Below are 20,739 nucleotides of genomic sequence, written 5' to 3' on the forward strand. Positions count from 1 at the left end.
TGACGCTTCAGAATGGCCGGAGTGGGGAACGGGTGGAAAGTGTGCTGACGGAAGCGTCATCCCGTCTGCGTGGGGATCTGCTGAGAAACCTGATTATCACCGGTCTTGCCCTCCACACGACGGCGCCGGAACTGCCGCGGCTGCTGGCCAGTATGCCGGTACCGCCCACCTCGGTCAGTGAGCTGCAGGCACTGGTTCAGCAGATGGCCGGCACCGCTGACGTGAACAGGGCTGCAGCTGCAGTACCGGATACGCCGGCAGCATCTGCCGCGCCGGTGTCCGGGTCGGATACCCGGGAAATAAAGAAAAATATGCGGCGTGCATTCGGCGACTAACAGTACGAATCACATCCACTACTACACCGATTTCAAATGACTGGCATCCCAGGGAGGTTCTCATGTCACCAGGATTCAGAAATGTTCTCCGTCTCGCCCGCATTCCCGTCGACAGCAGTGAACCGGTGCGAAGAAAATTTGGCAGCCGGCTGATTGGCATTGTGACGGTATGTCTGCTTCCGCTTCTGGTTTTCGACGTTCCGCAGTGGGTTTTCATTTTGTCGCAGGTCATCTGGGGGGCTGGCGTCTATATTGGCCTGTCCCTGGCCGGGGATAAATCCCTGAACCGCTGATACAAACTTTCCGGTTGTTCAAAAAAAGAACAGACGTGGTGGCGTCTGTTCTCCCGCGCTTCTCCGTCGTTTGCCTTCAGGTTATCCACAATTTTAAGCCCCGGATTTGTGGACAGGTATGCCGGTAATTCCCCGTTCGCCTGGAGTTAACGCAAGCCTGCCGCCCGCTGCCAGTGTCTCGCATCCGGTCTGGTACGGGACGGGCGGTTTTTCCGCTCCGGCCCGGCGTCGTTGAGAGTGTACGCCAGTCCCTCGCCCTTTTAAGGAGCGCCCTTCAAGCCGCTTTCGCGGCATATCCTTGCCGTCGAAAAGACGGACGGCTGCGGTATTCCACGGTCGGCCTGACCCGTGACCGGACGCGATGAACAGGCAGCGTGCGGCAGGGAACGGTATCGCGGTGATGCCTCCTGCCCCCTCAGACTACAGGAGTGCTGCCATGTCCAGATTCATTCTCGGGAACTGTATTGATGTGATGCGCGGATTCCCCGACCGTGCCGTTGACCTTATTGTGACCGATCCGCCTTACCTCGTCGGTTTTAAGGACCGTCAGGGCAGACAGATTGCCGGGGATGTGACGGACGAATGGCTGCAACCGGCAACGCTGGAGATGTACCGCGTCCTTAAAAAAGACGCCCTGATGGTCAGTTTCTACGGCTGGAACCGTGTGGACCGCTTTATGGCCGCATGGAAGGCGGCGGGGTTCTATGCGGTGGGCCAGCTTGTGTTCACCAAAACCTATGCTTCCAACCGCCGTAATGCGAAAGACCGTCGCGGATTCGTGGACTACTGCCATGAAGGGGCTTATGTCCTTGCCAAAGGCCGTCCCGTGCCGCCCCTTAAACCGCTGCCGGATTTGCTGCCTTTCCCGTATACCGGTAATGCCCTGCATCCGACGCAGAAACCGGTGGAGGCGCTACAGCCGCTGATTGAGTCATTCAGCGCCCCGGGCGCGATTGTTCTCGACCCGTTTGCCGGAAGCGGTTCGACCTGCGTCGCTGCATACCGCGCCGGACGCCGCTATATCGGCATCGAAATGCTGGCGCAGTACCACCGGGCCGGAACCGAACGACTGGCCGCCATGCACCGGGCCGTCAATACCCCCGCGGCGAACGATGAATGGCTCCCGGAGGCCGCGTAATGAATTACGACGGACACGAAGCCCTGCGCCGCGACATGGCGGGGCTGGCGAACAATCTTTGCGACCTGAAAACCTCCCTGAAAGTGCTGGAAGACACGTACCACTACCGGTACGACGGACTGGCGGAACGGCTTGCCGGTATCAGTCTGCGACGTCTCAGCGTCCTGATGGATGAGGCGTTCAATATTGCCCTGATGCTCGATGAAAGCTTTCTGGACTGAGGAGAGAATATGTACGGAATCCGTGAAGATCTTTGCAGGATGCTGAGTGAGCAATATCCCGCAGAAACCCCGCTGAACCTGATTATCTGGACCCCGGCGGATATTGAAGCGCTGGCTGACGGGATGGAATATTCCTTTTCAGAGCAGGACGTAAGGGCAGTACTGGAACGCATGGACGCTATTCCGGAAGAACAACGGCTTGAGTCGGGCGTATCAGCCAGCCTGGTGATGGCACTGATAGACCAGGTGAAAGAGAGCGGGCAGAGGGTGACTGTGCCGGTTGACCTGCTTGAAACCCTGCTGATTACCGCCGAACAGGCATTGTGGGACAGGGAATGGGCCGCACGGGATCGCAATCAACCGGTGCCGGAAAGCGTAATGCGCCGCCTGGCGGATACAGCGAAAGTGCGCGCATTACTGAAAAGCTGACAGCAGATCGCCCCTCCACGCTGCGGGGCGATATACCCCGAACAGTGACGATAATGATGAAAAATGAAACCCTTAACGCGCTTATTCTGCGTCACGGCGACCGGATGCTGAACCAGGCTGGCTGGCCCGATGCTGTTGATATGGCGCCCGTCGCACCCGAACCGTACCCGGCTGGCTCGCCGCCTGCGGCTCTCTCAGTGGCATGGAAATCCTCACGCTTACAGAACAGCTTTGTCAGCCGCTGACGTATGGCCGGGCAGCGTTGTTGCTCGCCAGTGCCCGGCGGCTGGCGGGAACCCCGGCTCGTCTGCATCTCTTTCCGGTGCAGGCATATCCGCATCCGGAGCGACTGGCTGACTGTCAGGTTATCCGCCTGCCTTACGCTCAGGAGTGGCTGACGGCGGCGGAATGTGACGATCTGCTGGCCTTCCTGAAAGCCTCCCTCACGCAGATAACGGAAATCGTCCACCGGGATACGAAGCGCATCGCCGCCGCGCTGACGCCGTCCGTCACTCCTCGTCTGATGGACAGGCGGATCGGTGACTGGCGCTTGCTGGCCGATGAGTATGATCATGATAACTGGCTGGACTAAGACGAGACCGACAGGCTGGATAAGGTCCACGATGCCATCCTGATTCGCGATGCGCGATTCTGCCCGGATCTGCTCACCCTGGTTAACGAGCGGGAGGAAAATATCAGGAGCGCAGGGGTTATTACTGATCAGCTGTGTTTTACGGACACTCCTTTCCGGCGCTGGTTTGATCGCCGGGTTTTAAGGGTAATGGAGAGAGAGGCCCGCGTCATCAGAACTCAGGAGTGACAGCCCGGAGCGTCAGGGGAGGGGGGACCCTCCCCTGATGATTAGGAAACTGGGAAAGTGTTTTAAAAATTTCCTGACCATGAAAATCGGTGTAAGAAGAGCGGTAATGTCGCTAAACACCTTCAATAACCGTTCTGCCGTGATTTCTGCCATGCAGTTGGTGTCAAAGTCTGAACGATCAACGAACGATTCATCCTGGAAGTATTTATGAAGTTTATCGCGGTATACTCCAGAACATTATCAGCATCGGGTAGGGCGGCAATGACAGCGACAATACCGGACGAATTTATCGCGGCATTTAACTGCGTATGGCAGCTGCCGTCGGGCATGGACAACAACACCATACTTAAATCACCCGAATTTCTGTTTCTTCGGAACACGGCAGATAAGCTTTGCTATGCCAAAATCAAAGGAAATCTCCTTGATCCATTTCTGCTTTGTGGACTCCAAAAACTTGGGGTTCCCTGCTTGTTTCCTACCGGCTCTTCGCTCGCCGCCACGGATAGATCTGAGACGGCCACACACTGCTACGAGGCATTGATGAAGCGCCACGCGCATCATATCTATCTCTGCCCGCTCGATTGCGCTGGCGATATACCGCAAATTAAAACGGCCAACGCGAGTATCAGACGATTCAGTAGAAGTGAGCTGGATGAGCTGCTGAATTCTTTGCCGCAGCAAAGACAGCCGGGGTACGTACCTGCAGATACTACGGGGTTATCGCAGTTTTTGTGGTTGGTGGTCAGTCATGATGAGGCGCTGTGTGCAGAATTTGCTGAACGCTACTGGTTTTGGAATACAAATAAGGAAATTCCAGGAACGGTCTATCCCTACAAATACCATTATCCGGAAGCCGTGGAAGGTGCCATTTTCTTATTGCTGTTGGCCATTTGGGAAGAATGGCAACTTAACGAAGAGTACCACTGGCGCCCCTTCGATATCCCTTGGGTGCATACGCTCTCAGACGATATTTTTTGGCAACAACCTCCCATCCCGTCAGCCGCCTCACTCACCTTGATACCTTATACATATCAGGATGAAAATACGGGCTGGCACGAGTATGAGGCTCCCTACGAATACAATTACAGTCTGACCAGTGACCAACTGATGCCCTTTGTTGACACTCCCGTCTTCGAGCGCCTTGAAACGGCCATAACCAATGGCCTCATCAATGTGGCGGCTCGACATCAATTTGTGAAAGCGTTTCGGTCCGATGGCGTTGACGAGTTCCTGGCTCATATTGTCGTGATTGACGCCTGTGTTGGCGAAAAATCGATGAATAGGTCACTGGAAAAAGAGCTGAAAAATCTTGGAGGTACTGGTAGATTAAAATACAGGTTGGCGGGGTTACTTAATGATGCATCTGTCACAGAGAAGCTAAACGACTTGTATAGAGTACGTAGTAACTATGTGCACGGCAATACGCTTGAGAAAATTTCAGGTGAACACATTCTGCAAGCACGTATTCTGGCCAGAAAAACACTGAACGCCATTATTAACGAAGCAGGTCAATCGCCGGGATTAAAACGGGATGAGTTTCTTGACGATGTTCTGCGAAGAGGATGGAAGCTTAATCAAGGCGGGTAGTGGATGCCACCATGGTGTTCAAGGCGGCTCTTGCCGCAGTCGGTTCACCGATTTGTCCGAACGACACGGCAATCATTATTGTAACAGTAGGTTGGGTCATTCTCTGGGCAGCCTCAGAGGAATATTTAATAAGAAGAAAACATGAGATTTAAAGAAAAAGAGCAAGAGATAATAAAGTTAATCCTCATAAATTATTCAAATTCTAAATTTGGTGAAGTGCATGAATTGTTAAATGGTTCGGTTAAAGGGAAAAATATCCTTGCTGAATTTAAAAAATATGAAGATAGGTTGAATTATTATTTGTCAATAACTTCCATATACCATACGATACTTAATATATCATCAGTTTATGTTAGCCTTTCGATAATGGGTAATGACAAAAAAATAATAAGTTTTTCAGCCGACCCCAAAGGGGTAACAAGGATGAGATTAGAACCTTTTATTGGGTTGTTAATAATTCAATTTCAAAAATTATCAGAAACACACCAGAGATTTACAGGGGCAGTAAAAGACGAAAAAATAAGGATTTCACGTGAAGAGAGTGAACTGAAAATTTTCCAATATATAAAAAAAATCAAAAATATTAAGGGGTTTAAAAATTTAAGGGATGGTTCTTTTGCTCATCCATTTGAAGGTGAACGTAGTGTTAAAGTATATAGAAATCAGGTTGTTGCGGATGAGTTATCTTACGCTTTGAAGAGGTTTTGTGAGTCGGATTTTGAAGAAATAAAATCAAAACTATTTAAGTTAGTCAATGAAGAAGTCACTACGGGAAATACCCGCTTAAATGCAATGAAACTTTCCTTGCCAAAGGGTGATATCGCGGGACGAAAAAAATACAAGGAGCTTGAGGATGAACGGAAAAATATATTTAATGAGTTTAAGTTTTTATTAAATGAACAAAATTGGTATGAGAACTTCAATTTATTATTTCATGGTTTTGTTTCTTACTATTTGTGCAGCGCACGATTAGTTATAGAAAACGACGAACTTAAATATATAACCGAAATGAATGACTGTGTTTTAGTAAAATCACTATACGATTACTCTGATTATGTTAAAAAAAATTATCTAAAAAATCAAGAAATATTACTTATAAATGACGACGAATCCTTCAATACATTAAAGGAAAAGATTCAATCAATTGTTATTTAATATTTTTCTCTATGGTTAGGGATTTGGATAAACGTTTTAAAAAATCACTGATCCTGAACACAGGATCCCGAAACGCAGTGATGATGTGTTGTCGGGGAAACTATGGAAATAAGATGCTGTTTTCGGTGTGTTTTTAACCGGAAAACCATTTTTCGGGCGCACTTATCCTGCGGCCAGTGTCAGAAGCCATAGTTTTCTGGCGATCCTGTGGACCCTTTCCGCCACTAACTCCGTGGCATGCCTGCCGGCCTGTGCACTGACAAAGCGAAGCCGGTTGCCACAGAAGATGCATTTATACGGTTCCGTACGCAGGAATCCTTTCAACAGCGAGGCGAAGCCGGGCTGTTCAGTTTTTTTCCGCGCTTCCATCTGCAGGGCTTCATAGACTTTTGGCATCAGCTCGCCCCATTATGTCCTCAGCCTGCCGGCACAGGAGGACTGGTGCGATAAGGATGTCGCCGTGCCGGCTCTGCGTCCACCCGGCCCCATCCCTCCGAACAGTTGCCTTATTGCTGCGTCTGTCGCGTTGCGACATCTGCTTCCGCTTTTCTCCCTGTGGTCGAAAAACGGGGGAGAGAAACCCTGTATTCAACCTCCTGCATCGCGACGGGTAGTGCCGTGCCTTCACTTTAGCCCGGCTGCTGCAGATGCAAGGGTTCGCTGACGCCGCCATCCTCGCCCGGTCGCAGTTTTTTTATGATGCTCGCCGTTCTTCCCGTCGTTTTCTCGCTCAGGTTTCGCTCGAAAACCGTCCAGACCCGCTTCGCGCTTTATCTGCGCTGCGGCCTCCGGTGTCGCCCCTGCATCTTCCGCTTTCCGCCGGGCTGACGTGTCGGCACGGCACAACCCGGTGCCGCAGTCCATGTGATTACGGAGGTTTTACCATGCAGTATGTGACAACACGCCCCGTCCTGAATGTTGAAGAGTGTGACCGCCTGTCTTTTATGCCGTACCTGTTCGGCACGGATTTCATGCTCGCAGAATTGCAGGTGTATGCGCTGGCGAAACAATGGATGCCTGAATACAGCAGTGAGTTCTGGCACTTTATCCGGCTGCCAGAGGGCGGCGGTTACATGATGCCGGATTGTGGCCGGGTTCATCTGGTCAACAGTGAAAACTGGTTTGACCGCATTGTGAGCGCCGACGCAGCGGGCATTATTCTGACATCGCTGGCCGTTAACCGTCGTCTGGCGGCAAATCATGACAGCAGTAATCCGGCCCTGACCCGCCTTTATATGCTGCGTGATGCCCAGCTCTGGAATCACATTACCTTTCACCCGGAATGCAGTGCCATTTACGCCGCGCTGGACTGATTAACGACCGGGGCGGCCATGCCGCCCCGCAGGGAGACGAAAAAATGAATTCATCAGTAACCGTTCCGGCCGTCTACGTGGGCACATATCACCAGTACAACGGCGGCAGTATTTTTGGCAAATGGTTTGATTTAACCGATTTCGACGACGAAGACGAATTTTATGACGCCTGCCGGGCGTTGCATGCCGCCGAGGATGACCCCGAGTTTATGTTTCAGGACTGGGAAGGGATCCCGTCTCAGTTTGCCTCTGAATCCTCTGTTAAGTGGGCGTTTATCGAGGCATTCCGGCAGGCGCAGGACGAAGGACGCGCCGCCGCGTTTGTGGCCTGGGCGGAATATACCGGCGAGTGCGACTATGACGCCTTTGATGATGCGTATTGTGGCGAGGCTGAAAGCGAGGAGGATTTTGCTTATGGCTTTGTGGAGGATCACGGCCTGTTAAACGAGGTGCCTGAATCCCTGCGCGTCTATTTCGATTATGAGGCTTACGCGCGGGATCTGTTCAGCAGCGGCTATGTCTTCCATGAAGGCTATGTATTCAGCAACTGATTACTATCCGGCGGGGAAGCCCGCCGGTTAAGGAGAAAGCACATGAAACTTGCACCACAAAGCCGCGATATCCTGCGACAGTACAAAGCCCTGATTAATGCCCGCCGCCGCGATGCCGGTCAGCGGGAACTGACCACCGCCCAGGTGATGGATGAAATCTGCGAATACATGACCTGTCAGTGTGCCGTCTACATTGGCGGACACTTCATCTTACAGGGCGGCAAGGGCCAGTAAGCTCGATGGCAGGCGTCCGGGCCGGAGGGCGCCTGTCAGTCCGCGCGCAAAACCCTGGCAGGCTGCGCCTGCCGGAGAGATACATCGCCGCGCCTCCGGCGCCGCGCACTCTCCTCTCCGTTGTCAGTCGCCGTTGCCCGGGAATACGCGTATTATCAGGGATATATTCCTGTAAAGCAGACCGGTGATGCATATGTCAAAGTGGAATATCGCCTCTTTTCCAAAAGAGGAGCAGGACAACGTTGCCGTCGATAAGGTGGCCGCTGCCGTTGCCTGGCAGGAACGCATGAACAAGCCCGTCATGCCGGAACTTGTTGAACGGGAACAGCCTGAACACCTTCGCCAGTATTTCCGTGAACGGCTCCGCGTACATCGGCTGAACAGTCAGCAGCTTCCGCGCGCAAATGCGCCCGAATATAATAAACCCGGAGATGAGCAGCAGAAGTGATTCTTATCGTCAGTGTGTCCAGGGAGGAAATTTTATGCGTATGTCTCTGATGTTTGCAGCCGTGACGCTTTTAACCGGTATTAACCTGTTTTTTATTCCGTTTCAGCCGGTACCGGCTCTGTGGGGGGGATCCTGGCCGTTGCTTTTATCCTGATTAATGTCGTGGCGGATAAGCTGCGCCTCTGGAGTGGCATGGCGTGGATTATCGTTGCCGGCATCATCATAACGCTGATGCTGAAGGGGAAAGAGCCGGGTGACGAATTTCGTGTCCTGATCACCGTTTTCGCTTTCCTGGCTTCTGTCTGGTATAGCGTTGCGCAGTTCAGGAAGGAAAATAAGCTCCGTTCCTGACGCCCCGTCTGGTATGCCGCCGGTTTATCATGGCTTCTTTCCGGCGGCATGAAAACATATTCTCTCCAGCCTGCATCTTTACGTTTCCGGTTTGCTCACTGCTGTCTGTCTGCTTTCTCTTTCTCTTCCTGCTGTGATGCCTCTTTTTAACCCTTAAAGGCTTTAAAAGCACACCCACACTGGACACCTTCGGCTCCCGGCCAGCTGCGCTGTCCAGTCGTCGAGCCACACTCCGCTAACCGCGAAAAGACGCGGTAAGCTCCGCCGAATCCGCTACGCGGTTTCGGGCCTGCCGGCTAGTGTCTGATGTCTGAGGTCAACGGCAGCGCTTGCTGCGACCGAAACGGTCGCGCCGCTTTCACCGTGCCGGCGAAGGACTGCCGGCACTCTGCAGGGCAACGCCGTTTCGCGCCCGCGCGTTCCGTCGTTGCGGCGGATGCCTGCTCCTTTCCCCTGGTACCCGAATCACCCGTTTGAGTCCATTCGCCCGGGCTGACATAGCCACAACCTGTCGCATTGGCTGTCCAGGGTGTAATGAACAGTCCACAAAACTTTTTGCATGGAACCGCAAAAACTTTTGTGTCCTGCCCCGGACAGATGCGTCAGGCCGTGGCGTCTTTGCCCTTGCGGCGAACGGCTCTCAAACGGGTGAAGGTAACAACCAGGGGGCAGGTTCAGCAGGTCCCCGCACAAAGTCAAAACCGCGGCCCCGACAACTCAACGGGTGATGGTTTTTAAAGACAAAACAACAGAGTAAGGAGATTCATCATGGCAGCACGTGGCGTTAACAAAGTCATTCTGGTCGGATATCTGGGACAGGAACCGGATGTGCGTTACATGCCCAACGGGGGCGCAGTGGCCAATCTGACGCTGGCCACGTCTGAAACATGGCGTGACAAGCAGACGGGAGAGATGCGCGAAAACACCGAGTGGCACCGTGTTGTCATGTTCGGCAAGCTCGCGGAAGTGGCGGGCGAATACCTGCGTAAAGGTGCGCAGGTCTACATCGAGGGCCAGCTGCGCACCCGCAACTGGCAGGACGATGCCGGAGTCACGCGCTACGTCACCGAGGTGCTGGTCGGCCAGAACGGCACCCTGCAGATGCTCGGCGGCCGCCGTGAATCCGGTGTGCCTGAGAGCGCCGCGCCGCAGAGTCCTGCCACCCCGGCACAACCTGCTCAGGCACCGGCTAAATCCCCGAAAGCGAAGGGCGGTAAGAAAGGCCGTCAGGATGCGGCTCCGTCTCAGCAACCGCCTCAGCCACTCCCGGATGATTTCCCTCCAATGGATGACGACGCGCCCTTTTAAACCATGATGAAGACGCCCCGTTCAGGCGGGGCAGAGAAGGAGAAACATATGGACCATAACGTTTTGTCCCCGCTTGAATCTCTGCCGGATGGCACGTTTACCCGCGAGCAGGCTCAGATTGTCGCCGCGCAGTATCAGAATGTGGCGATTGAAGATGACCAGGGGACCCATTTTCGCCTTGTCGTCCGTCATCAGGATGACGGCAGCATGGTCTGGCGCGTCTGGAATTTTGAACCGGGCGGCGAGGACATGATGAACCGTTACATCCGGGACTACGGAGTACGCAAAACGCAATAAGCCGTAATAGGTGCCGGGCAGATGGGTCTGCCCGGCAGACATTAACCAATATCGGAGAGAAATCAATTATGTCAGTGACCGAGTCTAAAGCAAAAGCGCCGGTTAAAACCAGCAAAAAATCGGTGAACCCTGCCGAATCCGCCGCCCTGAAAGCCGCGCTTGAGGCTGCTCAGGTTGAGATGGTGCCGCTGTCGGCGCTGGTCAAATCCCCGCTGAACGTTCGCACGATCCCCTATCCGGCTGACAGTGTCCGGGAGATGGCTGACTCCATCATGGCGATCGGCCTGATCCAGAATCTGGTGGTTCACTCGCTGCCGGACGGTATGTCAGGGGTGGCTGCAGGTGGCCGCCGTCTTGCCGCCCTGCAACAGTTGCTCAGCGAGCAGCGCATCGATGCCGGGTATCTCGTTGTCGCCAAGCGTGTCAGTGACGACCTGGCGATGGTTGCCTCGATGGTCGAGAACAACCAGCGGGTGGCCATGCATCCGGCAGAGCAAATCAGCGGGTTCCGCACCCTGTCAGAAGAGGGGAAAACCCCGGCTCAAATCGGGGACCTGCTGGGCTACAGTGCCCGTCACGTTCAGCGGATGCTGAAGCTGGCAAACCTCGCCCCGGAACTGATCACCCTGCTGGCAGAGGACAAACTCGACGTGGAGCAGTGTCAGGCCCTGAGTCTGGAGAGCGACCCGGCACGTCAGGTGCAGGTGTATGACCAGGTGAAAACCTCATACGGCAGCACACCCGCTCACCTGCTGAAGCGGGCCATCACGGATACGGAAATCGCCGTAACCCACTCCCGCTTCGTGTTTATCGGTCGTGAAGCGTATGAGGCCGCCGGGGGCGTGGTGCGTGAGGATCTGTTCAGCGCCCAGGAGGGAGACGGAACGGCTGATGGGGTACTGGTTGAGCGTCTGGTTCAGGAGAAGCTGGCGGCGGCTGCGCTGGCCATCGAACAACAGGAAGGCTGGTCATGGTCACTGGCTCGTGAGGGCTCCGTCAGAAACTACGGCGATGACCGCGAGCATTATCTGGTGCTGCCGGCGCCGGAGGGGGAATTCAGCGCTGAGGAGCTACAGCGTCTTGATGAACTGTACGCCACGCTGGAGGCAACGGAAACCTTTGAGGATGAAGCCGCGATTCAGGTGCTGATTGATGAGATTGAAAATGCGGCGTCAGTTCGGGCGTGGACACCGGAGCAGAAAGCGGCCTGTGGCGTGGTGGTCAGTCTGTATGACGGTGAGCTTTGCGTCCAGCGTGGTGTCCAGAAGAAGATCCAGACGGCGGTCTCTGACGTCGGGGAACACGGTGGCGATCAGGCTGCCGTACATGTGGTCACCCGCAGTATCCCTGATGCGGCAGAAGGCATCAGCATGCCGTTGCTGAAAAAAATGTCTTCAGAAAGGACACTGGCGGTTCAGGCCGAACTGGTTAAGCAGCCACAGAAAGCCGTGGCCCTGATGGCCTGGCGGCTGTGCAGTTGCGTGTTTGACTACTGCACCACCACCCGGCATCCGTTCGTCCTGCGCCTTGAGGTGCATCACAGCGGCCTGACCAGTGAAGCCCCGACCGGAGAGGAAGGTCAGGCATGGCGGTATCTGATGCAGGAGAAAGCCCGTCTGGAAGCCCTGCTGCCGGAGGGGTGGCAGAAGGATTTCACCACCTTCTTTACCCTCGACGGGCAGACCCTGATGTCGCTGATGGCCTTCTGTGCTGCCTGTTCCGTCGACGGTGTTCAGACCCGTGAATGTGGACATACCGGCCGCAGTGACCTCGATGGCGTGGAGGCGGCGCTGGGATTTCATCTGCGCGACTGGTGGCAGCCGACAGCGGATAACTTCCTCGGGTTGCTCAGCAAGGCCCAGATTGTGGCGGCGCTGAAGGAGGCCGGGCTGACCGGAGCCGCCTCGGATGCCGAAAAAATGAAGAAGGGTGATGCTGCCAGCCATGCGGAACAGTGGCTCTCCGGCTCCCGCTGGGTACCGGGCTGGATGCAGTCCCCGGATGCCGCAAAGCCGGACGATGCACATGCTGCCCCTGACACTGACGAACCGACTTCACACGCAGCCTGATAACGGAGACGCCGCCCTGCGGGGCGGCGATAAGGAGACTGAAGATGAAAACGTTACTGACTCTGGACGTCCTCAAAACCATGTCCATCGACGAGCTGGAAGATTACCGCGCTGCGGGTGAAGATTTTCGCCGTGAGCTGACCCATGCAGTGATGCGTGTTCTGCATCTGCCGTCAGGCTGGTCCGTGAACGGTGAATATCGCAGTGAGTTTGGCGGTTTTTTCCCGGTTCAGATCCGCTTTTCTCCGGCCCATTGCCATTTTGATGTCGCTGTCTGCAGCCCCGGAGAGTTGAGTGAGCGCTGGATGATCGTCTTTGTGACACGTGGTGGCCAGCCGTTCTCTGTTGTTCGCAGCATGGAAGCATTTAACCCGGAGTTGATCTCCCACACGCTAGCATTGATAGCGTGTCTCGATACTGACGGATATTCCTGCGCCAGTATCATCAGTACGCTGGAACAGGAGGGCGCACAATGATCCCTTCGTCCCGTTCCCTTGTCACCCTGCAGCCTGCCCGGCAGGCTGCGCTGCAGGCCATCATGACCGTGGAGAATGCCCGCCAGCGCGGTGCTCGTCTGTCTGCAGCGCCACACGTGCGTACTTTCCTGCGCTTGCTGACCGGGAACAGCCGTATGAACACGACCGTGGCGCAGCGCATTCCCGGTCTGAACTGGGACCCGAAACATCGTCTGAGCAGTCTTAAACAGGTGGAAGAGGCGCTCGATGCACTGATTGCCAGTCACGGGGAGTGCTGCCCGCTGCCGCTGCCGGTTGATGTTCAGGCCGAACTGTTCCCCGAGGTGCAGCACAGCCGGACTGAGCGCCGGAAACAGCGCAGCAGCCTCGCCTTTACCCGTAAGATGCGTCGGGAAGAACGCGCAATGGTGCATCACTGGCGATTACGGCAGAACCTGCTGGGACAGGCCGTCACGGAGCTGAATTTCCAGTCACCGGAAACGGTCATCAGCTGGTACCGCCGGTGGGCCGGTGAGTTTGACGCGCGTGAGCTTGCCCCTGCCTTCTGGCACTGGCGATCGCGATATGCCTCGCTGGCCTCTCTGGACTGGCTGCGGGATGCCGGGGAGCCGCTGTATGGTGTCATGCATGAAATCAGCTTCATTGTGAGAGAGACGCCGGAGTCTGTGCGTCAGGCAGAACGCTGGCAGGTCCCGAACAAGCTGACACACCGGAGCCACGGATGAAGTGGCGCTATTCCCTGCGCTGGAAACTGCCGCACAGGCCCTGCCCGGGTCCACAGGAGCTGGTTTCCGTTGTCGTGGAGGCAGGGCAGGCGGCACCTGAAGAAGTGATGTCTTGCTGGGTAGCGGGCGCGGGATATGCGGTATGCGTGGATTTTCTGGACGAGAGGCAGATTAAGCGCTGGAGCGACGAGCGGAAAGCCGCCGCCCGCCACCGGAATCTGGTGCGCCGCATCAACAGGATTGCGCCCTTGTTTGCCGACGAGCTGATCGAGCGGGAGCTTGAGAGCAGACCCGGGTATTTTCGCGGCAAATCAGAACGATGATGGCGCGATGCCTGGTCAGTCTGGCAGCGGGTAAGGTATACTGGCGGTGGCGCTTGAGGCTTTTTGCCTCATGACGTGAAGGTGGTTTGTTACCGTGTTGTGTGGCAGAAAGCAGAAAGCCCCGTAGTTAATTTTCATTAACCCACGAGGCCACCTGTATGCCTAGACAACATCAGGATAGCCTCTTAGATGCCGCGAGGCAAGGAGAAGAAGGCCATGAAACTGCCGCGAAACACTCTGCTCGGGTGCGTATTAATAGTGTGCCTCACACTGTTGATATTCACTTACCTCACCCGGAAATCACTCTGTGAAATCCGGTACAGGGACACGAACAGGGAGGTGGCGGCTTTTATGGCTTACGAATCCGCTAAGTAGCTAACCCCGGCGGGGGGAAACCCCCGCCATTAAGGGGAGATGATGTCTGTCATGCCTGAAGCGCCTTTATGAAGGGGTTGCCGGTTCACCGGTAGCCCCTTTTTCCTTTCCGATGCGACCGCACGCCTCAACTTCCGGTAAGGGCAGTTCCCCTGCGGGGAACAGAGCAGGACGGTAGCCCCTTTTCCATCCCTCTGGTCATGTTAATGCTAATGTACGCATCCATTAGCTATTACCGGGAAAGGCTATTTTTCCCTGTTCCGTGCTGCACGGCGGGAAAACCGGGCCGCGCTGACGCGCCGCCCGCATTTCCTCTCCGCGTCTTCCCTGTTTGCTGCCCGCTGTCTTCCTGCTTCTTCTCCCTGCTGTGTCTTTGCTGTTAAACCCTTTAAGGCCTTAACGTCAAAGGCATAACAACACTGGACACCTTCGGCTCCTGACCCGCTGGCGCGGTTCAGTCGTCGGGCCACACTCCGCTAACCGCGAAAAGACGCGGTAAGCTCCGCCGAACCGCCAGGCGGTTTCGGGCCTGTCGGCTAGTGTCTGATGTCTGAGGTCAACGGCAGCGCTTGCTGCGACCGGAACGGTCGCGCCGCTTTCACCGTGCCGGCGATGCCGGCACTCTGATGGCGCCACGCCGTTCCGTCGTGTCGGGTGTGTTCATTCTCATCCCTTCCCCTGGTGAGTCATCTCTCGTCCGTTCCCCGGCGGAGGGCTGGTCGTAGCACCGCCGTGTCGTCATCCAAGGGGTAAATAAACTCCGCCAAAAACTTTTTGCCAGGGACCGCAAAAACTTTTTGTCTCCGCCCCTTGTTCTCCTCCTTACGACGTTGCTCCTTTGCCCTTTGCCGCCAGGGAACTCACCGAGAGATGGATTAACCACCAGACCAGAGGAAAAGCAGAATGAACACACAGAACGTCAACGTCAAAACCGCCACCAAAGAATCTACCGAAAGATGGGTTGAAAACCTTCTGGCCAACGCGATTAGCGAGCAAAAAAGCCTCCTTATGTATCTGGCGGAGCTTAAAAACAAGCGCCTGAGAGAAAGCGAAAGAAGTGAACTGGTATGGGGAACGTTGATGCGTATGGCTGATAACGTCCTGGGGGCGGGAGTGGTTGACTGGCACGCGGACGTTCTGCAGGTGCATTTCGGCGTTGCTCAACCGTGGCTGCAGTTCCGGAAACTCGTTGAGCTTCTTTATGGTGATACCGGTAAGGAAGCGTGGAATGACGCACGCAAATACATTGCTGACTCAATGCGTGCTGAACCCCATATGCCATGAGTCTGCTTTTTTTACCCAACATCTGGCGGTCCGGGGGCCGCCGGTGATCCACATAAGGAGAGACGTTTGAACTTACACCTGACCGAATCCTCAGCCCATCCGGGAATGCTGGCTACAGCGGAATCAGAGCGCGAATACTGGCTGAGCCGGCAGAAAGCAGCGGTTAAAGCCCCCTCAGAAATCGACGTTCACACGTTCCATGACGCGCTGGGCCTGATGTATCCGCTCAACTGGTCAACAAGTGAGAACGGCGAGTGGGAAACGTTCATGCTGCAGGAGATGGTCTGCGGTGACGTGACAGAGATATATGCCCGCTACGGAGCCAGATATTTCCGGCTGTGGGATGTGTGCAACCTGAGCCATGCGCAGATCACAACGCGCATTAAGGAGGAATTTAACCTGTTCCGGAAATGAAAAAAGCAGGGAAAACCCTGCTTTGCCCATGCCGTAAAAGTCGCTGTAACGATTTTTACGGCTGTTCAAATTAACTAAGAGGTACATATGAACCTATCTATTCTTTCACCTTCTACTGAGGCTGTAAAGCCCCGCCGTCATCAGCGCAACCTGCGTGATGATATCGCCGCACAGGAGATTGACCCGGTGCTGAAGGCTTTCGGACGGCATATTGCCCGGAGCGTTCGCAAGGGGCGTGGTGTCCATATCCCCGCGATGAACAACACCGCCTTCGGGCAGGTGCTCCGCACGCTTGAACTCAAACGCGCATGTAACTGACAAGGTGAGCCGCTCCTTCGGGAGCGGCAACAGCGGAGATAATGCTATGTCACAGATGAATTTTGCCGATGTGTTCAATCTGGCCAGAGAAACCGCGGATAACAGCCCTGTTATTCAGGCAGGGCAGCAGATCGCGGAACAGGTGCCTGCGGTTGATCGTATGATGAGCGCGCAGTACAGCCTGGGCCGTTTCATCAGCGTATTTAAGGATACGGGCCGCCATCTGGGGCGCTGGGAAGTGTTCAGTGATTTTCTGTCACTCGCCGCCAGTGAGCTGGATATGGCCCGGATAAGAACGCCGGAGAGCATGGAGCACTGCCGGAAAATCTGCGCCCGGTACGAGGCCGCCGACATCGCGAACATGCAGGAAATGTTCTGCCTGATGGTGTGTGCGCTGGAGGCGAAATTTCATGATTTCCTCGGCGCGATTTTTATGGAGCTTGATCTGGGCGATAACTTTCGCGGGCAGTATTTTACGCCGTATTCGGTGCAGTGTCTGATGGCGCGAATGCTGATGCCAGGCGTCAGAGACACTATCCGCCGGGAAGGCATTGCCACCGTCAGCGATCCGGAGTGTGGGGCCGCAGGGATGCTGATCGCCTGTGCAGAGTGCCTGCTTGAAGCGGATATTAACCCCTCCATGCACATGTTCGGCAGCTGCATTGACATCGATCCGGTGGCAGCAGATATGGCCTTCATCCAGCTGTCACTGCTGGGGATAGCCGCGGAAGTGGTGACGGGCAACACGCTCACGATGCAGCTCCGGCGGGTAAGGTATACCCCGGTTTTCTACCTCAATGACTTTGAAAAACGACTGACAGATCTGCGCCGGTTCAGGGCTATGCGGGACTTTATGCGCGGAATACAGGAGGCCGCGTAAATAACCGGAAGGGCAGGGGATAACCTGCCCTTCAGCGCTGTAGGGCAGGGGATAACCTGCCCTACAGCGCTGAAGGGCCGCAGCGCCTGTGGCGCTGAATAATACCGGCTGCGCTACGCGCCGCCCGTATTACTCCGGCGCGGTAGTATCTCATCAATATTCTTTATTCATCCCTGTTACATCGCTTCCGATATTCTGCTGTGTATCTCTTCCGCTATTTATTTCTGATGAAAGATTAAATAAATACTGACCCGGGCGTCGTCCCTGTCGGGACACGGCTGTCGTGAACAGAGCCAGTAAGCTGTCTCTGCCCTTTCGGGCTTCCATCCTGACGCAAATTCAAAATCTCGCTTGCTGCATCCTTATCAGGATGCGCCGCTCTCACCGTGGCGATAAATACCCGCCACTCCAGGGCCTGAACGTGAATCCGATAAACACCGGATTGACGTTCAGGGTTGTGCGCATTCTCACTCCTGCTCGATATCGCCCGACTTCATCTTTCGCGGAGGGCTGCTTTTAGCATCAGCCGTGGCGAAAATAAAGGGGTATATGAACGCCAGGCGCCCCTTTATTTTCTCCCCGTCGGCTGCAAATTGCCCTTCGCCGCTCAGTGATGAAGTCGAACGTTTTAATAAACCGCGAAGGAGAAAATCAGTATGCGCACAATGAAAGTCAACACCGCCACTCGTGAATCAGACGAACAGTTTAAAACAGACAAATATCTGCGCTGTGCCGTCACCAATGGTAAAGCTCGCCTGGATTTTATCCCGGACCTCTTTTTTACGCCGTTAGCCGATAATATGGCCGCGAGATGGTTACGCCAGCATTCTGAATACGACGGCGGTTCCTGGTCTTACTGGGTTATTCCACAGGGTGTTGGCGGGAATATTGCACCCAACAGCATCCAGTTCATTACCACGCAGACCGGATATATCGCACCAGAAGGTGAGCAGCGTTACAGGATGTGCATCCCGAGAAATTATTTCGAAGGTGAGGTCAGCGCCGATGCAGCAGGCATTATTGCCACGCTGATGATTATGAACAGGCTGTCCTGGCACGTGGCTGAAATGGGGCCGCAATATGACCAGATCTGCAGGCGTCTGGTTTCACGGCAGGATGCACTGAAGGATTATATCAGCATTATTCAGCATCCCGAACGGCATTTAATATGGCGGGCAATTGATTAATCACTTCCCTGTTCTGAAGACCTCATGAATGAGGTCTTCAGTTTTTTGTTAAAGATGACTGGCCGGCATTTTTATTTCTCTTGATAGCCAGGTAGATGGCCTCAATCTTCCTGGCGTACTCCAGTCGTCGTATGGCCTGACTGTCCGTTCTCCGGAACCCGGCGTTGTAGGCGCCGACTGCCTCCCAGCTTACTCCCCATTTTTTAAAAGCCAGTGCCAGATAATAAGCACCGGTGTAAATATTCAGACAGGCATCAGTCAGAAGGTGTCCCAGTTTAATACCGTACTGCGACAGTTCACCCTGGTGTTGCGAGTCGATCTGCATCAGTCCGGCACCGTAGCCAGATCCTGGATTTTTCCCGATGGCATTCACCTTCCATTTAGACTCCTGCCATGAAATAGCCCGCAGTAGATCGGGATCTATTCGATAGTCCCGTCCTGCCATATCAAAACAATCCGCAGACCAGGCAGGTGTGGAAATTAAAAGCAGGGTAGCTAATACCAGTTGTTTTCTCAAAAGACTCCCTCCGGGTCGGTTCCTGCAAATACGTTAACCCAGACCAGAACCAGACTCAACAGATATGCACTCCTCACCACAAAATCACCACACCCCACGCAAAATTAAAATTTTGCAGATTTATTATTTAAACCATAGAGTTATGGTCAACTAAATTACACTATCTTTCATTATGTAATATAAATATGAATCGCAGATAAATCGCTAACGATTCACTTATAAATCGTGGGTGAATCAGTAACGAATCAACCTTATGAAATCTAGCTTTATTGGCGAATTGACTCTAGATTCAATTCGTGGTGTGATTCGCCTTATGAATCGAGTTTCAAGGCGGTGAATCTAGATTCGAATCGCGAATTGAATCGTTGGTGAATCGTCTGAATCGGTTGGCTGTAAATAGTATCAAGATTTCTTTTTATATTAAGGGATGGATATGGCAAAGATACAGGCATATGTTAGCGATGAAGTTGCTGAAAAAATTAATGCCATTGTGGAGAAACGGAAAGCTGAGGGCGCCAGGGAGAAAGATGTTAGTTTTTCCAGTGTGTCTACGATGCTTGTCGAGTTAGGCTTGAGGGTTTATGAAGCGCAAATGGAAAGGAAAGAAAGCGGCTTTAATCAGATGGCTTTCAATAAGGTTTTGCTTGAAACAGTTTTGAAGACACAATTTGCAACCAACAAAATTTTGGGAATTTCTTGTTTGAGTCCACATATCTCAGGTAACCAAAAATTTGAGTGGCGATTTATGATTGATAACATTCTGGAAGACACTAAAGAAGTGGTCGATACATTCTTTCCAGAATCAGAAGATGGTGACGAAGAGTAAACTACACAACATTAAGTTATCTAGATTATTAAACTAAAATATAAAAAATAAAAGCGGAATGATCTGCGTATTTTTAGTGACAGGGAAGTGGGTTACATTTATCATAGTTTGAGAGGCTCAGGTCTCACAAAATTTGAGAATCGCTGATGTGAAGGGTTGGCCCCCTTCACATCAGCTGCCCATAGAATCCTGTTGAGGAGGCTCCTATGTGTTCGATGGATCGTATTGAAAACACCAACTGTAGTCAATTGGATTTCTTTCGTGAAATGCAATTAACTGTCAACCTTTCTAGCCATCCTGCTTGTATAAGGCTCCGTGATGGATCCTTTTCCCATTTCAATCATTCTTTCGCTACAACTTTTCTGCACAATATTAACGTTAACATATGGTTTAACCGTTTGGAAATCTCCTCTTCTTTACGTCTGTCAGCTCTTGACGCAGAAGTTTACTCAGGCGATCGAAAAATGCTCGTTGAGGAAAATTTGCCCATTAATGGGAACCGATGGGATTTTATAATAGAACGGATGTCATTTGATGGAACAGAGTTCACTCTGTGGAAGTTCTGTCATCTTCAACGAGGCGGTTTTTTACTGTCTCCTGTTCGCTCAGGTTTTATAAAAAAACTCAACGAATTTAAAAATGCAGTCGGTTTTTTAACTGATGTTCAGATTGAGACTCTGGCTCTATATTCTTTTGGTGCCTCCCACAATCAGATTTCAGAGGTTTTAAATATAGCAATGGCTTTGTTGAATAAATCGAACTTTTGCTGAGTTGAAGGATCAGATCACGCATCTTCCCGACAACGCAGACCGTTCCGTGGCAAAGCAAAAGTTCAAAATCTCCAACTGGCCCACCTACAATAAAG

The 20,739-nt window shown here is 53.4% G+C and carries 29 protein-coding genes and 3 pseudogenes; 30 read left to right on the forward strand and 2 right to left on the reverse strand.

Annotation, left to right across the window (positions count from 1 at the left end; translation table 11 throughout):
* The 9 genes and pseudogenes from MKS11_RS26295 to MKS11_RS26335 form a co-directional block, all read left to right on the forward strand.
* Positions 1–335: plasmid partitioning/stability family protein (locus tag MKS11_RS26295; protein ID WP_284109771.1), on the forward strand; the 335-nt coding region annotated here is incomplete at its 5' end.
* A gap of 62 nt (positions 336–397) precedes the next feature.
* Complete coding sequence (locus MKS11_RS26300; RefSeq protein WP_001568040.1) at positions 398–628, forward strand: hypothetical protein; 231 nt, start codon at positions 398–400, stop codon at positions 626–628.
* Positions 629–823: 195 nt separating this feature from the next.
* A pseudogene (locus tag MKS11_RS26305) lies at positions 824–993 on the forward strand (hypothetical protein); the annotation flags it as partial.
* Positions 994–1,064: 71 nt separating this feature from the next.
* On the forward strand, positions 1,065–1,766 hold the full coding sequence (locus tag MKS11_RS26310; protein ID WP_117099052.1) for a DNA methyltransferase: 702 nt from the start codon (positions 1,065–1,067) through the stop codon (positions 1,764–1,766).
* Positions 1,766–1,987, forward strand: a complete 222-nt coding sequence (locus tag MKS11_RS26315; RefSeq protein ID WP_065900147.1) for a hypothetical protein — start codon at positions 1,766–1,768, stop codon at positions 1,985–1,987. The genes MKS11_RS26310 and MKS11_RS26315 overlap by 1 nt, the downstream gene beginning before the upstream one ends.
* Before the next feature lie 9 nt (positions 1,988–1,996).
* Positions 1,997–2,416 (forward strand): DUF1380 family protein, encoded by a 420-nt coding sequence (locus MKS11_RS26320; RefSeq protein ID WP_104459166.1) that lies wholly within the window; start codon positions 1,997–1,999, stop codon positions 2,414–2,416.
* Positions 2,417–2,469: 53 nt separating this feature from the next.
* Positions 2,470–3,236 (forward strand): annotated as a pseudogene (locus tag MKS11_RS26325) (hypothetical protein).
* A 207-nt stretch (positions 3,237–3,443) separates the two neighbouring features.
* Positions 3,444–4,823: a hypothetical protein gene (locus tag MKS11_RS26330; RefSeq protein ID WP_101880745.1), complete on the forward strand. Its 1,380-nt coding sequence runs from the start codon at positions 3,444–3,446 to the stop codon at positions 4,821–4,823.
* A 141-nt stretch (positions 4,824–4,964) separates the two neighbouring features.
* The gene (locus tag MKS11_RS26335) at positions 4,965–5,978 is read left to right on the forward strand and encodes a hypothetical protein (protein ID WP_284109773.1); all 1,014 of its coding nucleotides are present in this window, start codon (positions 4,965–4,967) and stop codon (positions 5,976–5,978) included.
* A gap of 162 nt (positions 5,979–6,140) precedes the next feature.
* On the opposite strand, the gene MKS11_RS26340 is transcribed toward MKS11_RS26335, so the two are convergent.
* Positions 6,141–6,374, reverse strand: coding sequence for a hypothetical protein (locus tag MKS11_RS26340; protein ID WP_180808065.1), 234 nt, complete (start codon positions 6,372–6,374; stop codon positions 6,141–6,143).
* A gap of 488 nt (positions 6,375–6,862) precedes the next feature.
* On the opposite strand from MKS11_RS26340, the gene MKS11_RS26345 reads away from it, so the two are divergent.
* The 18 genes and pseudogenes from MKS11_RS26345 (at position 6,863) to MKS11_RS26435 (ending at position 18,531) form a co-directional block, all read left to right on the forward strand.
* Positions 6,863–7,291 carry an antirestriction protein gene (locus MKS11_RS26345; protein WP_047722632.1) on the forward strand — a complete coding sequence of 143 codons (429 nt, stop codon included), beginning with the start codon at positions 6,863–6,865 and terminating at the stop codon, positions 7,289–7,291.
* 44 nt (positions 7,292–7,335) lie between these two features.
* Positions 7,336–7,842 carry an antirestriction protein ArdA gene (locus MKS11_RS26350; protein WP_117099053.1) on the forward strand — a complete coding sequence of 169 codons (507 nt, stop codon included), beginning with the start codon at positions 7,336–7,338 and terminating at the stop codon, positions 7,840–7,842.
* A gap of 42 nt (positions 7,843–7,884) precedes the next feature.
* The gene (locus MKS11_RS26355) at positions 7,885–8,076 is read left to right on the forward strand and encodes a hypothetical protein (RefSeq protein ID WP_023340977.1); all 192 of its coding nucleotides are present in this window, start codon (positions 7,885–7,887) and stop codon (positions 8,074–8,076) included.
* A gap of 193 nt (positions 8,077–8,269) precedes the next feature.
* Positions 8,270–8,524, forward strand: coding sequence for a DNA polymerase III subunit theta (locus tag MKS11_RS26360; RefSeq protein ID WP_165454128.1), 255 nt, complete (start codon positions 8,270–8,272; stop codon positions 8,522–8,524).
* Between the two features lie 34 nt (positions 8,525–8,558).
* Positions 8,559–8,875, forward strand: a pseudogene (locus tag MKS11_RS26365) (hypothetical protein).
* 768 nt (positions 8,876–9,643) lie between these two features.
* Positions 9,644–10,183 (forward strand): single-stranded DNA-binding protein, encoded by a 540-nt coding sequence (gene ssb / locus MKS11_RS26375; protein WP_104458527.1) that lies wholly within the window; start codon positions 9,644–9,646, stop codon positions 10,181–10,183.
* A gap of 48 nt (positions 10,184–10,231) precedes the next feature.
* Complete coding sequence (locus tag MKS11_RS26380; protein ID WP_004206771.1) at positions 10,232–10,480, forward strand: DUF905 domain-containing protein; 249 nt, start codon at positions 10,232–10,234, stop codon at positions 10,478–10,480.
* Positions 10,481–10,548: 68 nt separating this feature from the next.
* Positions 10,549–12,549: a ParB/RepB/Spo0J family partition protein gene (locus MKS11_RS26385; RefSeq protein ID WP_040196882.1), complete on the forward strand. Its 2,001-nt coding sequence runs from the start codon at positions 10,549–10,551 to the stop codon at positions 12,547–12,549.
* Between the two features lie 44 nt (positions 12,550–12,593).
* Complete coding sequence (psiB, locus tag MKS11_RS26390; protein WP_038992715.1) at positions 12,594–13,025, forward strand: conjugation system SOS inhibitor PsiB; 432 nt, start codon at positions 12,594–12,596, stop codon at positions 13,023–13,025.
* Entirely contained in the window at positions 13,022–13,750 is a 729-nt protein-coding gene (locus MKS11_RS26395) for a plasmid SOS inhibition protein A (protein WP_040107916.1), read from the forward strand. The genes psiB and MKS11_RS26395 overlap by 4 nt, the downstream gene beginning before the upstream one ends.
* Positions 13,747–14,073 carry a hypothetical protein gene (locus MKS11_RS26400; RefSeq protein WP_038992719.1) on the forward strand — a complete coding sequence of 109 codons (327 nt, stop codon included), beginning with the start codon at positions 13,747–13,749 and terminating at the stop codon, positions 14,071–14,073. Before MKS11_RS26395 ends, MKS11_RS26400 begins: the two co-directional genes overlap by 4 nt.
* A 158-nt stretch (positions 14,074–14,231) precedes the next feature.
* Positions 14,232–14,384 (forward strand): DUF5431 family protein, encoded by a 153-nt coding sequence (locus tag MKS11_RS27640; RefSeq protein ID WP_224230667.1) that lies wholly within the window; start codon positions 14,232–14,234, stop codon positions 14,382–14,384.
* Positions 14,329–14,448: a type I toxin-antitoxin system Hok family toxin gene (locus tag MKS11_RS26410; RefSeq protein ID WP_223156217.1), complete on the forward strand. Its 120-nt coding sequence runs from the start codon at positions 14,329–14,331 to the stop codon at positions 14,446–14,448. Before MKS11_RS27640 ends, MKS11_RS26410 begins: the two co-directional genes overlap by 56 nt.
* Before the next feature lie 903 nt (positions 14,449–15,351).
* Positions 15,352–15,732, forward strand: coding sequence for a hypothetical protein (locus MKS11_RS26415; protein ID WP_104458528.1), 381 nt, complete (start codon positions 15,352–15,354; stop codon positions 15,730–15,732).
* Positions 15,733–15,798: 66 nt separating this feature from the next.
* Positions 15,799–16,146, forward strand: coding sequence for a hypothetical protein (locus MKS11_RS26420; RefSeq protein ID WP_038990975.1), 348 nt, complete (start codon positions 15,799–15,801; stop codon positions 16,144–16,146).
* Positions 16,147–16,233: 87 nt separating this feature from the next.
* Positions 16,234–16,464 carry a hypothetical protein gene (locus MKS11_RS26425; RefSeq protein ID WP_038990977.1) on the forward strand — a complete coding sequence of 77 codons (231 nt, stop codon included), beginning with the start codon at positions 16,234–16,236 and terminating at the stop codon, positions 16,462–16,464.
* A 46-nt stretch (positions 16,465–16,510) separates the two neighbouring features.
* A complete protein-coding gene (locus tag MKS11_RS26430; RefSeq protein WP_104458529.1) occupies positions 16,511–17,344 on the forward strand; it encodes an N-6 DNA methylase in 834 nt (277 codons plus the stop codon).
* Positions 17,345–18,000: 656 nt separating this feature from the next.
* Positions 18,001–18,531, forward strand: a complete 531-nt coding sequence (locus MKS11_RS26435) for an antirestriction protein (RefSeq protein ID WP_104458530.1) — start codon at positions 18,001–18,003, stop codon at positions 18,529–18,531.
* Positions 18,532–18,568: 37 nt separating this feature from the next.
* Here MKS11_RS26435 and MKS11_RS26440 read toward each other — a convergent pair whose 3' ends face one another.
* Positions 18,569–18,976, reverse strand: a complete 408-nt coding sequence (locus MKS11_RS26440) for a transglycosylase SLT domain-containing protein (RefSeq protein ID WP_225375048.1) — start codon at positions 18,974–18,976, stop codon at positions 18,569–18,571.
* A gap of 505 nt (positions 18,977–19,481) precedes the next feature.
* Between MKS11_RS26440 and traM the strand changes: the two genes are divergently transcribed.
* From traM to MKS11_RS26455, 3 genes are all read left to right on the forward strand, one after another.
* Positions 19,482–19,874: a conjugal transfer relaxosome DNA-binding protein TraM gene (gene traM / locus MKS11_RS26445; protein ID WP_004206766.1), complete on the forward strand. Its 393-nt coding sequence runs from the start codon at positions 19,482–19,484 to the stop codon at positions 19,872–19,874.
* 206 nt (positions 19,875–20,080) lie between these two features.
* On the forward strand, positions 20,081–20,644 hold the full coding sequence (locus MKS11_RS26450; RefSeq protein WP_284109775.1) for a conjugal transfer protein TraJ: 564 nt from the start codon (positions 20,081–20,083) through the stop codon (positions 20,642–20,644).
* A gap of 1 nt (position 20,645) precedes the next feature.
* The coding region (locus MKS11_RS26455) for a hypothetical protein (RefSeq protein ID WP_236904630.1) at positions 20,646–20,739 on the forward strand (94 nt) is incomplete at its 3' end.

The organism is Klebsiella sp. K5-45, from assembly GCF_030128605.1.
Classification (GTDB): domain Bacteria; phylum Pseudomonadota; class Gammaproteobacteria; order Enterobacterales; family Enterobacteriaceae; genus Klebsiella; species Klebsiella quasipneumoniae.